The sequence below is a fragment of the Pseudoalteromonas lipolytica genome (assembly GCF_003515105.1).
Lineage (GTDB): Bacteria > Pseudomonadota > Gammaproteobacteria > Enterobacterales > Alteromonadaceae > Pseudoalteromonas > Pseudoalteromonas lipolytica.
Window position 1 is genome coordinate 1,174,765 of record NZ_CP032090.1, and the last position, 13,074, is coordinate 1,187,838.

A 13,074-nucleotide genomic window follows, 5' to 3' on the forward strand; every position below is an offset into this window, starting at 1 on the left:
ATGATGAGTGAGTGGATTGTATCAATCTTATTATTAATTGGTGGTTGCTTTATTTTAATAGGCTCAATAGGGTTAGTTAAAATGCCTGATTTTTTCATGCGTTTACATGGGCCAACGAAAGCAACAACATTAGGTATGGCATCGTTACTCATTGCTGCCATGGTTTATTTTACTTACACCCACGATGGCGTGAGCGTAAAAGAAATTTTAATTTCTATCTTTTTATTAATTACCGCACCTATCAGTGGCTACATGCTCATTAAGTCGGCAATACATCATAAGCTACGGGCTAAAGAAGGCACGAAGGGCTTAGATAATATTGAAGACGATTAATATCTGAGCACACAGCATTGTGTGATCTGCGATGGTGGCTTTTATTGCGCTCGTAGATCGCATAAAATGCCCCGTCATTAAGCACACTAGGTAAATATGTCATTATGCGAGTAGCACTTGGAGTAGAGTACAACGGCGCACGTTATAGTGGTTGGCAGCGCCAGTCACATGTTAATAGCGTACAACAAGAAGTAGAAACTGCGTTGTCGCGCATTTGTAATCACCCCGTTGAAATAGTCTGTGCTGGCCGAACTGATGCTGGAGTGCATGGCACTGGGCAAGTCGTGCACTTTGATACACACGCAGAACGTGAAATGGTCGCGTTTACGATGGGCATGAATACCTTACTGCCTAAAGATATTTCGATACGTTTTGCAAAGCCTGTTGATGAAGATTTTCATGCTCGCTTTAGTGCGACGGCGCGTCGATATCGTTACGTGATTTACAATTACACTTATCGTGGCGCAATTATGAGCGAAGGGGTGACGCACTTTCATCACCCACTAGATGAAACTAAAATGCAAGCAGCCTGTCAGTATTTAATAGGTGAGCATGACTTTACTTCGTTTCGCGCACTGCATTGCCAAGCGAATACGGCAAATAGAACGATTCATCACTTGTCTGTAAAACGTCAGGGTGACTATGTCGTTATTGACATTAAAGCCAATGCATTTTTGCACCATATGGTGAGAAATATCACGGGCTGTTTAATGGATATTGGCTTACATAAGCATGAGCCAGTGTGGTTAAAAGAATTACTTGATTTAAAAGAGCGTGCAAAGGCAAGTGCCACTGCAAAAGCGGCGGGACTGTATTTAGTGGACGTGGATTACCCTGAGCATTTTGGTATTCCTAAAACCCCATTAGGACCTTTGTTCTTACCTGATTCAGATAGTTAACTGCGAAAGGCTCACTACTAAGACCAGTTTTTTATATCGTCTGCGGGTAATTCATGTTTTAATTGAAAAAATCTGTCTGCTTATTTCTTGTGTAAATTACTAAGTGGTATTTCACTTTAGCAGACTGCGACACAGAACAGTATTAAGAGAGTTGCAAATGAGTTGGTTAGAAAAAATCTTACCTAAAACGACTAAATCGTCAGGTCGTAAAGAAATCCCTGAAGGGGTTTGGGCTAAGTGTACAGACTGTGATTCAATTTTATATAAAGCAGAATTAGAAAAAGCACTCAATGTATGCCCTAAATGCGATCACCACATGCGTTTAAGTGGTCGTAAGCGTCTTGAAAACTTTTTAGATGACGCTGACCGCCAAGAAATTGGTGCACAGCATGAGCCAAAGGACGTTTTAAAGTTTAAAGACTCTAAAAAGTATTCAGATCGTATCACGCAGGCGCAAAAAGTAAGCGGTGAAAAAGACGCACTTGTTGCAATGAAAGGCCGTTTAAAAGGTATTCCAGTCGCTGCTGTTGCATTTGAGTTCTCATTTATGGGTGGTTCAATGGCGTCGGTTGTAGGTGCACGCTTTGTTGATGCTGTTGACCAATGTTTAGAGCACAACATGCCGCTTATCTGTTTCTCTGCATCGGGCGGTGCGCGTATGCAAGAAGCATTAATGTCATTAATGCAAATGGCTAAAACAAGTGCAGCTTTAGCTAAAATGAGCGAAAAAGGCTTGCCATTTATTTCAGTATTAACAGACCCAACGATGGGCGGTGTATCTGCATCACTTGCCATGTTAGGTGACGTTAATGTCGCTGAGCCAAAAGCATTAATTGGTTTTGCAGGCCCACGCGTTATTGAGCAAACAGTACGTGAAACGCTTCCAGAAGGTTTCCAACGCAGTGAATTCTTGTTAGAGCACGGTGCAATTGACATGATCGTTGACCGTCGTGAAATGCGTGACACCCTTGCTCGCATCCTCGCAAAATTTATGAACTTGCCTTCTACCGAACAAGAGCATAGAGTAGCGTAAATTTCAGCTTAACTGATTACACGCTATGACAGAAATCCTTCCTAGCCAATCATCGAGCCTTGATGATTGGCTTTGTTATTTAGAAAGTATCCACCCTGCAAATATTGAGATGGGCTTAGAGCGCGTTGCACGCGTTGCTAATCAAGTCGATTTACTCAATAGCCCTAGCAAAATTATCCTTATCGCAGGTACGAATGGTAAAGGCACGACTGCGCGTTGTCTTGAAAGCCTTCTTCTGGCGCAAGGCTTTAGTGTTGGTACGTATGCTTCTCCTCATTTAATTCGATATAACGAGCGAGTGCGTATTAACGGACAAGAGCTGGACGATCAATTTCATGTTGATGCGTTTGATATGCTCGAAAAAGGCCGAGGTGACACGTCACTGACTTATTTTGAATATGGCACCTTAGGCGCGTTAGCTATCTTTAAACGCCATGCTGTTGATTACGTGCTGTTAGAAGTCGGGTTAGGTGGACGATACGATGCAACAAATATTGTTACACCGCATGCCTGTGTGATTACTACCATCGACCTTGATCATAAAGAATACCTAGGTGATACACGTGAGCTTGTCGGTTACGATAAAGCCGGTATTTTTCGTAACAATACTCCCGCAGTTGTTGGCGATTTAAATATTCCTCATACGGTTACCGATTACGGTAATGAAATTAACGCGGATATGGTGTTATCTGGCCGTGATTTTACTTTTGCCGAGGACGCTGACGGGTTTAATTGGCAGTATCAGGGAAATAACTGGCGCTTTGCAAAGCCTGCCATCCCTTGTCAAAACGCTGCAACTGCACTGACGTTATTAAGCAAGCTTGCACTTTTACCACGTGAGCAGCAGGTGCGTGAGTGCTTGGCAAATTTAACGGTAGAAGGGCGCTTTCAACAATTAAGCGACACACCACGTGTTTTTACCGATGTTGCACATAATCCTGAGTCAGCACGTTATTTAGCGCGCAAATTAAGCGTGTATAAAGATCAAGGGTTTAAAATTCATGCATTAGTCGCTATGCTTGCAGATAAAGATAAAGTGGCTGCGATGTCGGCCGTGGCAGATGTGGTTGATGAGTGGTCATTAGCGAGCTTAGATTGTTTTCGTGGAGACACAGTTGAAAATCTAGCGAAGGCACTGGCTGAGACACCATCGACAGCACCCAGCACGCATTACCCTAATGTAGAAGCTGCGTTGGATAAAATAGTGCAAACAGTCGATGCGAATACCTTAGTGATTGTGTTTGGTTCGTTTATCACTGTGGCTGCAGCCATTAACTACTTTAAAAAATAGAGAGGAATTCGGTGAACGCAGGGTTTATTAATCGCTTAGTAGGGACCACCATTGTGGTTGTAGCGGCTATTGTCTTTATTCCAAATATTTTGGATGGAGAGAAGGTTCATTACACAGACGGCTTTAAAGCGATCCCTGAACGCCCAGAGTTCACGACGATTGACTTACAAGAGGCGATTGATAATAAGGTCGCCTCAACAGAGCAGCCCTTAGCAGCGCAGGTAGAAGATATTCAGGCTGATGACGCAAAGCTTGCTTCAGACCACGTTAAACAAATCGATGAACCCGCCAAAATGGTCGAAGCATCGACAGACGACACCGTGACTATTGCTAAAATAGAGCCTAAAGCGGAAGTTAAAACGCAAGTTAAAGCGCAGCCTAAGCCTGCTGAAAAAACAGCAGAACCGGCACGCAAAGCCGAAGAAAACTTGACGCAAATGGCTTATGTGATTCAACTCGGTAGCTTTTCGCACGCTCCAAACGTTAAATCACTGCAAGAAAAGCTAAAAGCAAACGGCTTTAAAACCTTCACTCGTCCAATTAAGACCCCTAATGGCACTTTAACAAAAGTCTTTGTGGGTCCGTCACTGAATAAGAAAGAGCTTGAGAGTAAACTGCCCGAGTTAAAACAGCTAACCAAGTTAAATGGCAAAGTTACTCAGTTTGAAGTAACAAAGTGATCTAATCTAAGTTTTACGCTTTCATACCAATGCGCTTATTTAGTTCATTAAAGTGATTTAGTCCCTTAAAGTGATTTAGTCTAATTGCGGATTGGTATAACCCCTTAACCCTCTAACGAATCCTGTAACAGCGACAAGGGGGCTTTCACCGAACGGGTGGCGATACAGCTCAAGTATCATTTAAGTTGCCACAACACCGTACAGCCCCCCTTGTAACGTGCCAAAGGGCATGGCTAAAACATGTTTTTACTGCCTTGTTGATTTAGCCAAGATATCACTATTGCCTGCAATCAATGCCTTGTCTAAATACGTTTTATATCATGCTGAAATCTTGCATCTACAGGTGGTTTGGGTATAGAATGCGCCCCAAATTAACGACTAGTTGGTTATTATGATCTGGGTTGATTACGCCATACTTGGCATCATTGCACTGTCTACCATCATTGGCTTAATACGTGGCTTTGTAAAAGAAGCAATGTCATTGGCTGTATGGGCTGGCGCATTTATCATCTCTAGCTTGTTTTACCAATATTTAGCATCCTTCCTAACAAGTATTTCAGAACCCCTTTTAAGAAATGCTGCCGCAATAGCCATATTATTTTTTGCGACACTCCTGTTAGGTGGATTACTAAACTATATTTTAGGTGAGCTTGTACAACGTACTGGTTTATCTGGCACCGACCGTGTTTTTGGCATAGTGTTTGGTGCGCTTCGAGGCGTGTTGGTCGTGAGCGCGTTACTCTTCTTTCTTGATGCTTTTACCGGTGCACCTAATACGCATTGGTGGGGCAACTCTATTTTGATTCCAGAATTTGGCTTTGTTGTTGAGTGGTTCTTTTCGTACCTCGAAAACAACTCAAGTTTTTTAAATTCTGTAAACCGTTAATCGGCGAGGATAAATTTAATGTGTGGTATCGTTGGCATAGTCGGAACTTCTCCTGTTAATCAGGCGATATATGATGGCTTAACTGTTTTGCAACACCGCGGTCAAGATGCAGCTGGCATCATTACCATTGAAAACAACACGTTTAGCTTACGTAAAGCCAATGGCCTAGTTAAAGATGTATTTCATACCCGTCATATGAAGCGTCTACAAGGAACGATTGGTATTGGCCATGTTCGCTACCCGACAGCTGGTTCATCTAGCTCGTCTGAAGCGCAACCTTTCTATGTTAACTCGCCATTTGGTATTGCACTTGCGCACAATGGTAACTTAACAAATGCAGAAGCATTAAAGCAGCAATTATTTTCAGAAGCTCGCCGTCATGTTAATACAACATCAGACTCTGAGATCTTACTTAATATCATGGCGCATGAGTTAAGTAAGCCAAATAAATTAAAGCTTGAAGCACAAGACATTTTTGATGCTGTCACTGAAGTAATCAATAAAGTAAATGGTGGCTATGCAACAATTGCAATGATCATCGGCCACGGTATTGTTGCTTTTCGTGACCCGAATGGTATTCGTCCGTTAGTATTTGGTAAGCGTGAAACGGCAAACGGCACAGAATATATGTTTGCATCAGAAAGCGTCGCATTAAAAACAGACGGTTTTGAGTTTGTACGTGATGTTGCGCCAGGCGAAGCGATTTATGTGACTGAAGACGGTCAGCTTTTCTCTCAACCTTGTGCTGACAAAACGAGTTACTCGCCTTGTATTTTTGAGTTTGTTTACTTTGCTCGCCCAGATTCAAACATTGACCGTATGTCAGTGTATGCAACGCGTGTCAACATGGGTACCAAGCTCGGTGAAAAAATTGCACGTGAATGGGCCGATAAAGACATTGACGTTGTGATCCCTATTCCTGAAACATCATGTGATGTCGCACTGGAAATTGCTTCTGTACTTAACTTGCCATACCGCCAAGGTTTCGTTAAAAACCGTTATATTGGTCGTACATTTATCATGCCTGGCCAAGAAATGCGTAAAAAGTCAGTTCGCCAGAAATTAAATGCGATTGACCGTGAGTTCAAAGGTAAGAATGTACTGCTTGTAGATGATTCAATTGTACGTGGTACTACCTCAGCGCAAATCGTTGAGATGGCACGTGAGTCAGGTGCTAAAAATGTATACTTTGCTTCAGCAGCGCCTGAAATACGCTTCCCGAACGTGTATGGTATTGACATGCCTTCGGCTGCTGAGCTGATTGCGCATGGCCGTGAAGTAGAAGACATTAATGCAAGTATTGGTGCAGATGGCCTAATCTATCAGTCACTTGATGACTTAATCTCGGCAGTAAGCCAAGAGAACCCTGAAATCACACGTTTTGAAACATCGGTATTTGATGGTCAGTATATTACGGGTGATATTGATCAGGATTATTTAAACCGCATTGACCGCTTACGTAATGATTCAGCGAAATCAACGCGTGAAAATGCAATGTCGTCAGGTTTAGAGTTACACAATCAAGAAGAGAATGGTGCTGATTAATTAGCAACTCGCTTGAATAATAAAAAAGGAGCTTGCGAGCTCCTTTTTTGTTTGTGGAAAGAAAGGATTTAATTCTCGTTAGGTAAACATAGGATGGACAATGCCGTTAGTCCACAAAATAGCGGTTGCAGCTAAAATAATGACCAATAAAATCAGTCCGCATGTGACCACTGAACTGGCATAAATAAAACCTCGCTCCTCAGGGATATGCATTAAAATGGGCACCCCTGTGTAGAGTAAATATACCGAGTAAGCAAGCGCGACCAAGCCTACACACACGACAAACCAGAGCTCGGGTAGAAATGCAGCAAGCGATGACATAAACACCGGTGTTGCCGTATACGCAGCAAGTTCCAAAGTTTGTGTAAAGGTCGGTTTTGCACCAAACGTAACGGCCATCCAATGCGCAAGGTAGGCCAGCGCAAATACGCCTACTATTAGTGCAAAATACATCGCAACCGCGATAAGCAATGCACTATCATGGGTCAAAAAGACTGCCTCACCTGAGCCAATGCTCCAACCCAAATGAACTGAAGAGTAATACCCCATAATAGAGGGGATACACGCGATAAGTAAGATATGTGATAAGCTGTAACGCAAGCTTTCATGCCGATTATCAATGGTTTGCCACTCTTCGAGTGGATGAGCATATAAGCCCCATAGATGGTTTAGAATCATAATTGTTGCCCCTGTAAAAAAGGAATATGAGCTGTTTTATTTTTGTACAGCTTTGATTAAGTTATGGTTCACTTATTAAATCTTGTCAAGAAGCTGAAATAATCGAATACTCAGTTAAGATGTAACTCTTTAGTGCATATAAGAAATTACTTTTGCCCTGATTTGGGTCATGGAGTGAAACGATATTTATGTGGTAAAATGCACGCTTGTTTGACGATGAGAATAGAATCAGTGCCTTACTCTGCATTATTAGCCCCGATACAGTCATTTTTGCAATGCGAAACACCCGATGAGTGGATTGTTGCGGCAACCAAAAAAGAAAACTTAGATATCGTATTAATCGATCACTTAATTTGTGAATTAAAAGCGGCACAGAGTGCGATGTTTTTAATTCGTAAGTATGCGGTTGATAAAGAAAGTGCGGATGCGTTACTTGAGTGGTTAAAGCCCTTTGAAACACTTATTTATAAGCGCGACGGCGATTGGCGTGAGCTTGCAGATAAAAACAAGCTGACTAAGTCGATGATCCCAAAATCGGATTCACCTTATGGGCAAGATCTCATTGATAAAATGGTGATGCTTATTAAAGAAGAGCTGCATCATTTTTATCAAGTGCTTGAGATTATGGATGAATATGGCATTGAGTATAAAAGTATTACCCCATGTCGTTATGCCAAAGGGATGCTGCGCCACGTAAAAACTTACGAGCCAGATGCCTTAGTTGATAAGTTAATTATTGGTGCCTACATTGAAGCACGCTCGTGTGAGCGTTTTGCTAAATTAGCGCCGCATGTTGATAAACGCTTAGGTGATTTTTATATTTCATTGCTGCGCTCAGAAGCGCGTCATTACCAAGACTATTTAACACTTGCGCAAGAGATCAGTGAGTTTGATATCAGCGAGCGTGTCGAATTTTTTGCGCACATTGAAGCTGAGTTAATTTCAACGCCTGATGACGATTTTAAATTTCACAGTGGGGTGCCTGCTTAAGGCATCTCAGTGCGAATAAATGGTGAGTAGAAGGCTTGTTTTTCTTTGTCACTTAGATGATAACGATTAAGGATTATTTCTGCTTGGCCATTGTTAATTATTTCGACCAAGCCTTTTTCTAATTCGTTTTGAAATTCAATTGATTGAGGATGGCTTTTAGCTGAAATGATATAAAGTTGATGAGTCGCAATATTGGGTTTTAACGCGGTAATAACCACATCGCTGTTTTGTAATTTACTATTATGTGCGAGCCAGTATTCAGCCACTTCTTGCGTACCTGCTACGAGGTCAACCCGTTCTTGCTGAAGCAAGTAAAGGCTTTCAACTAAATCACGTGTGGTTGTAATACCTAATGTTGTGTTGTTCGTAAATTCTTCACTACTTACATAATCTTCTCCTTTACTTATCGTGTAAGGCAGGAGAGATTCGAGAGAGCCATCGTATCGAATTACGGCATCTTGGCGCTTAAACAAAACAACATTGGCAAAGCCAAGAGGTTTTGAATAATAAAATACTTTGGCTCGCTCTTCTGAGTAAAAAGCACCTAGAACAGCAATGTGCTTATGTCGTTTGGCTAATTTAAGTGCCCGAGCCCACTGTGTATATTCAATGACGGCTTTTTTATTTTGACTTTTTAAAGCGGCAATAACCACCTCATGAACCCAACCCGGTTTTTCACTATTATCGATTAGAAAAGGTGGGAAAGGCTCTGTGACTAACCGCCAAGTTTGGCTATTGAGTGTAAAGCAAACTAGTAAGCAGCACAGGCATGTTAATCGTGTAATCATAAAACGGCACGCTTTAAACGGAGACTCTGTTCAAGCATAGCTAAAATTCTTACGATTTAAAGGGGGTGTGGACGAGTTCTTGATTGTTGGGGGTTACTCTTAAATATGAGCCTTGTTCATACCAGTCACCTAACACAGTACGAATTAACGTTTTACCATTAACAGTGTATTGATGAACATTTGGGCGGTGTGTATGACCGTGGATCATATTGGCAACGTGGTGCTTTTTGAACATGGCAAGAACAGCTTCTTCGGTTACATCAAGAATTTCGAGTGCTTTACCTGCTTGGCTTTGTTTTGACTTTTCGCGGGCGTTACGGGCAATTTTCTTTCTGTACCATAGTGGCATCGCTAACATGAGCTTAGGCCACCACCAACCACGACTTTTTTTACGAAACTTTTGATATTCAATATCTTGAGTACACATTTCATCGCCATGCAGTAGCACCGTCGGCGTGCCATATAAATCAATAACAACCTGTTCAGGCAGCAACGTCATATTGGCGCTGTTGGCATAGCCGTCACGCATAATAAAGTCTCGATTGCCGTGTATGAAAAAAAGCTCAGTACCACTTTCAGCTGCTTGTCTTAAGTGTGCAGCAACACGTTCTGAAAGTGTCGTTTGATAGTCATCACCAACCCAAACTTCAAAAAAATCACCCAGAATATATAACGCATCTACGTCATCATTAATAATCTTGTCATCAAGAAAATCAAAAAATGCCGCAGTGATATCAGGGCGGTTTTCTGTTAAATGGAGGTCGGCAATAAAATAGCTCTGTTTCATAGTCACTCGCAAAAAAGCGGGCTTAAGCCCGCTTATAAAAACTCACCGTTAGCTTAGCTAACAGTTACTTTTTCGATAATTACATCTTCAAGTGGTACGTCTTGGTGGAAGCCTGCGCTGCCAGTCGCAACACCTTTGATTTTGTTTACGATGTCCATACCTTCAACTACTTCTGCAAACACACAATAGCCCCAGCCTTGTGAAGTTTCGCTGCTGAAGTTTAAGAAATCATTGTCGTTCACGTTAATAAAGAACTGTGCAGTCGCTGAATGTGGATCAGGCGTACGTGCCATAGCTAATGTACCAACTTTGTTTGCTAGGCCATTGTTTGCTTCATTTTGAATAGGGTTATTAACTTCTTTTTGAACCATTCCTGGCTCAAAACCACCGCCTTGAACCATGAAACCATCAATTACACGGTGGAAAATAGTGCCGTTGTAAAAGCCTGCGTTTGCATACTCTAAAAAGTTTTTAACAGTGTTTGGTGCATCGCTTTCGTGCATTTTGATGGTGATATCACCAAAGTTTGTGTGTAGAACAACCATGAGGTTTCCTATATCTGGTTTAATAATGCCGTTATTTTATAGCACTTAGCTAAGATTAACAAAGTGCTTGTTGAGAAGATTAACAAAGTGCTTGTTCAATTGATAAAGCGCTAGAGCAGTGGCTTTGCAAGTGTTACCATAGAGAATCTCGAAACACCGTTAAGGACATTTTATAAATGGTACAAATTTACAACACACTTACACGACAAAAAGAACAGTTTAAACCCCTTGTTGATGGCAAAATCGACATGTATGTGTGTGGTATCACTATTTATGATTACTGTCACATTGGACATGCGCGTACTTTTGTTGGCTTCGACGTTATTGTCCGTTACCTGCGCCATATTGGTTACGACTTAAAATATGTCCGCAATATTACGGACGTTGATGACAAAATAATCAAGCGTGCTCATGAAAACGGTGAGTCTATAAATGACTTAACAGTCCGTATGACTAAAGCGATGCACGAAGACTTTGATAGTTTAAACATGCTTCGTCCTGATGTTGAGCCAACGGTAACCAACCACATGGATGAAATCATCGCCATGGTTGAGTGTTTAATAGCGAAAGGTCATGCTTACGTAGCAGCTGACGGCGATGTATTGTTTGATGTATCAACATTTGAGCAATACGGCGCACTTTCACAGCAAGACTTAACTATGTTGCAAGCGGGTTCGCGTGTTGAAGTTGCGCAAGATAAGCAAGATCCGCTTGATTTCGTACTTTGGAAAAGAGCCAAGCCAGGTGAGCCTTCGTGGTCATCGCCATGGGGTGAGGGTCGTCCTGGTTGGCATATTGAGTGTTCGGCAATGAGCTCTAAACATTTAGGTGAGCATTTTGATATTCATGGGGGAGGATCAGATTTACAGTTCCCTCACCACGAAAACGAAATTGCTCAATCATGCTGTGCAAACAACGGTAAGTACGTAAATACCTGGATCCACACAGGCATGGTGCAGGTAAATAAAGAGAAGATGTCTAAGTCATTGAACAACTTCTTTACCGTACGTGACGTACTAACAGAGTACGATGCTGAGTCGGTTCGTTATTTCTTAATTTCGGGTCATTACCGCAGCCAACTTAATTACTCGCAAGAGAACCTTGAGCAAGCACGCTCTTCATTAGAGCGCATTTACACGGCATTACGCGGTGTAACACCTGTTGAGTGTGAATTAGCCGACAATGAATACGTTACAAAATTCAGAAAAGCAATGGACGATGACTTCAATACACCTGAAGCATTACCTGTGTTATTTGAATTAGCAAAAGAGCTTAACCGTGTGAAAGACAGCGATGCAGAGCAAGCTGGAAAATTAGCTTTTGTGCTTCGTAGTATTGCCGAAGTATTAGGTGTTGCGCAGCAAGACCCAGAAGCTTTCCTGCAAGGCGGTCAAGACGATGACGAAGTAGCACAGATTGAGGCCTTAATCATGCAACGTAATGAAGCCCGCGCTAACAAAGATTGGGCCGCTGCTGATGAAGCACGTGATGCGCTAAATGCGTTAGGTGTGGTGCTTGAAGACTCTGCTGGAAAAACAACGTGGCGTAAAGCGTAAACACTAAGCTAAAATTGAAACCGACAAAAGGTTGCCATATTGGCAGCCTTTTTTGTTTTTAGTTTTTTATTTTTAAGTATTGACCTCAATAAAGGTTGAGGTTTTATTCTATCGCTATTGTGCATTTACAAGGACTTACATTGAATATTTTTCTTGCCATGATCCCCGCTTTTTTATGGGGTACAACTTATGCGGTGACAAAATATGCGACCCCTGATTGGCCGCCGTTATTATTAGGTGCGTTACGCGCATTACCCGCAGGGTTACTTTTATTATTAATAAAACCAAGCTTTCCTCGCGCGCGTCAATGGCCCAGCTTACTCGTTTTAGGCGCTATAAACATCGCCCTGTTTTTTGCGTTTATCTTTATTATGGCGATTAATCTTCCTGCAGCAATTGCTGGTGTTGGCATGGTGTCGGTCCCCGTGGTCGCACTTTTATATGCATGGATAGCAAAAGGACAGCGACCTGCAAAGCCTCAAGCTATTAGTGCAGCCGTATTAGTCGTGCTTGCATGGTTATTGTTCGACCCCGCTTATGTCGCTTTAAATGCTCTGGGTGTCGGTGCTTTATTGGGGGCATTACTGACGATTGTGATTGGCAGTACCCTTGTACAAACCTTATCAGTCAGTATTCATTGGTGGGTGGTGCTTACATGGCAGTTAATTATTGGCGGTACTATTTTATTACTCGCTGCGGTTATAGACGGCAGCTTCATTAATCCAACAAATTACTACAGCGTTTTTGAGCCTATTTCAACGCTACAATACAGTGCATTATTTTGGCTTATTGTGCCCAATACAGCGATTGCCTATATTTTATATGTGTGGTTACTTGGGCGTATGAGTGTGGCTGAATTTTCGTTTGGCACGATTGCGAATCCAATTGCAGGGATCATCTGTGCAATTATTTTATTAAATGAGCAATACCAACCATGGCAGTATTTGATTATGTTTACGATGATTATTTTTTCGGTGTTGCCGCAAATGCTAAAACTTAAACGCGTGTAAACGTATTCGTTTCACAACAAAAAAGGGTTGCCATGTGGCAACCCTTTTTACAA

14 protein-coding genes are annotated in these 13,074 nt (G+C 41.9%); 10 read left to right on the forward strand and 4 right to left on the reverse strand.

The window, feature by feature from the left end; all coding sequences use genetic code 11:
- The 7 genes from D0907_RS05335 to purF all read left to right on the forward strand — a co-directional run bounded on the left by D0907_RS05335 (position 1) and on the right by purF (position 6,667).
- Positions 1-333: a Na+/H+ antiporter subunit G gene (locus D0907_RS05335; RefSeq protein WP_036969868.1), complete on the forward strand. Its 333-nt coding sequence runs from the start codon at positions 1-3 to the stop codon at positions 331-333.
- Positions 334-437: 104 nt separating this feature from the next.
- Positions 438-1,232 carry a tRNA pseudouridine(38-40) synthase TruA gene (gene truA, locus D0907_RS05340; protein WP_036969860.1) on the forward strand — a complete coding sequence of 265 codons (795 nt, stop codon included), beginning with the start codon at positions 438-440 and terminating at the stop codon, positions 1,230-1,232.
- A 157-nt stretch (positions 1,233-1,389) separates the two neighbouring features.
- Positions 1,390-2,265 (forward strand): acetyl-CoA carboxylase, carboxyltransferase subunit beta, encoded by an 876-nt coding sequence (accD, locus tag D0907_RS05345; protein WP_036969857.1) that lies wholly within the window; start codon positions 1,390-1,392, stop codon positions 2,263-2,265.
- A 25-nt stretch (positions 2,266-2,290) separates the two neighbouring features.
- Entirely contained in the window at positions 2,291-3,556 is a 1,266-nt protein-coding gene (folC, locus tag D0907_RS05350; RefSeq protein ID WP_065978798.1) for a bifunctional tetrahydrofolate synthase/dihydrofolate synthase, read from the forward strand.
- An 11-nt stretch (positions 3,557-3,567) separates the two neighbouring features.
- Positions 3,568-4,236 (forward strand): SPOR domain-containing protein, encoded by a 669-nt coding sequence (locus D0907_RS05355; RefSeq protein WP_036969853.1) that lies wholly within the window; start codon positions 3,568-3,570, stop codon positions 4,234-4,236.
- 391 nt (positions 4,237-4,627) lie between these two features.
- On the forward strand, positions 4,628-5,122 hold the full coding sequence (locus D0907_RS05360) for a CvpA family protein (protein ID WP_036969851.1): 495 nt from the start codon (positions 4,628-4,630) through the stop codon (positions 5,120-5,122).
- Positions 5,123-5,140: 18 nt separating this feature from the next.
- On the forward strand, positions 5,141-6,667 hold the full coding sequence (gene purF, locus D0907_RS05365; protein WP_036969850.1) for an amidophosphoribosyltransferase: 1,527 nt from the start codon (positions 5,141-5,143) through the stop codon (positions 6,665-6,667).
- Positions 6,668-6,745: 78 nt separating this feature from the next.
- On the opposite strand, the gene D0907_RS05370 is transcribed toward purF, so the two are convergent.
- The gene (locus D0907_RS05370; RefSeq protein WP_036969848.1) at positions 6,746-7,345 is read right to left on the reverse strand and encodes a Yip1 family protein; all 600 of its coding nucleotides are present in this window, start codon (positions 7,343-7,345) and stop codon (positions 6,746-6,748) included.
- 231 nt (positions 7,346-7,576) lie between these two features.
- Here D0907_RS05370 and miaE point away from each other — a divergent pair, with 231 nt between their 5' ends.
- Positions 7,577-8,335, forward strand: a complete 759-nt coding sequence (gene miaE, locus D0907_RS05375) for a tRNA isopentenyl-2-thiomethyl-A-37 hydroxylase MiaE (RefSeq protein WP_036971653.1) — start codon at positions 7,577-7,579, stop codon at positions 8,333-8,335.
- Here the strand turns inward: miaE and D0907_RS05380 are convergent.
- The 3 genes from D0907_RS05380 to D0907_RS05390 are packed head-to-tail and all read right to left on the reverse strand — an operon-like array spanning position 8,332 to position 10,455.
- Complete coding sequence (locus D0907_RS05380) at positions 8,332-9,123, reverse strand: substrate-binding periplasmic protein (RefSeq protein WP_036969846.1); 792 nt, start codon at positions 9,121-9,123, stop codon at positions 8,332-8,334. The genes miaE and D0907_RS05380 overlap by 4 nt on opposite strands.
- A 49-nt stretch (positions 9,124-9,172) precedes the next feature.
- Complete coding sequence (locus tag D0907_RS05385; RefSeq protein ID WP_118844121.1) at positions 9,173-9,910, reverse strand: UDP-2,3-diacylglucosamine diphosphatase; 738 nt, start codon at positions 9,908-9,910, stop codon at positions 9,173-9,175.
- Positions 9,911-9,963: 53 nt separating this feature from the next.
- Positions 9,964-10,455, reverse strand: coding sequence for a peptidylprolyl isomerase (locus tag D0907_RS05390; RefSeq protein ID WP_036969841.1), 492 nt, complete (start codon positions 10,453-10,455; stop codon positions 9,964-9,966).
- Positions 10,456-10,631: 176 nt separating this feature from the next.
- Here D0907_RS05390 and cysS point away from each other — a divergent pair, with 176 nt between their 5' ends.
- Positions 10,632-12,011, forward strand: coding sequence for a cysteine--tRNA ligase (gene cysS / locus D0907_RS05395; protein ID WP_118844122.1), 1,380 nt, complete (start codon positions 10,632-10,634; stop codon positions 12,009-12,011).
- Positions 12,012-12,151: 140 nt separating this feature from the next.
- Entirely contained in the window at positions 12,152-13,021 is an 870-nt protein-coding gene (locus tag D0907_RS05400) for a DMT family transporter (RefSeq protein ID WP_118844123.1), read from the forward strand.
- Positions 13,022-13,074: the final 53 nt, after the last annotated feature.

Bases quoted from the DNA above. Each gene is read 5' to 3' on its own strand.
- D0907_RS05360 (WP_036969851.1), top strand. From the start codon at position 4,628: ATGATCTGGGTTGATTACGCCATACTTGGCATCATTGCACTGTCTACC.
- D0907_RS05370 (WP_036969848.1), bottom strand. From the start codon at position 7,345: ATGATTCTAAACCATCTATGGGGCTTATATGCTCATCCACTCGAAGAG.
- truA (WP_036969860.1), top strand. From the start codon at position 438: ATGCGAGTAGCACTTGGAGTAGAGTACAACGGCGCACGTTATAGTGGT.
- D0907_RS05335 (WP_036969868.1), top strand. From the start codon at position 1: ATGATGAGTGAGTGGATTGTATCAATCTTATTATTAATTGGTGGTTGC.
- D0907_RS05385 (WP_118844121.1), bottom strand. From the start codon at position 9,910: ATGAAACAGAGCTATTTTATTGCCGACCTCCATTTAACAGAAAACCGC.
- D0907_RS05390 (WP_036969841.1), bottom strand. From the start codon at position 10,455: ATGGTTGTTCTACACACAAACTTTGGTGATATCACCATCAAAATGCAC.
- D0907_RS05380 (WP_036969846.1), bottom strand. From the start codon at position 9,123: ATGATTACACGATTAACATGCCTGTGCTGCTTACTAGTTTGCTTTACA.
- purF (WP_036969850.1), top strand. From the start codon at position 5,141: ATGTGTGGTATCGTTGGCATAGTCGGAACTTCTCCTGTTAATCAGGCG.
- folC (WP_065978798.1), top strand. From the start codon at position 2,291: ATGACAGAAATCCTTCCTAGCCAATCATCGAGCCTTGATGATTGGCTT.
- accD (WP_036969857.1), top strand. From the start codon at position 1,390: ATGAGTTGGTTAGAAAAAATCTTACCTAAAACGACTAAATCGTCAGGT.
- cysS (WP_118844122.1), top strand. From the start codon at position 10,632: ATGGTACAAATTTACAACACACTTACACGACAAAAAGAACAGTTTAAA.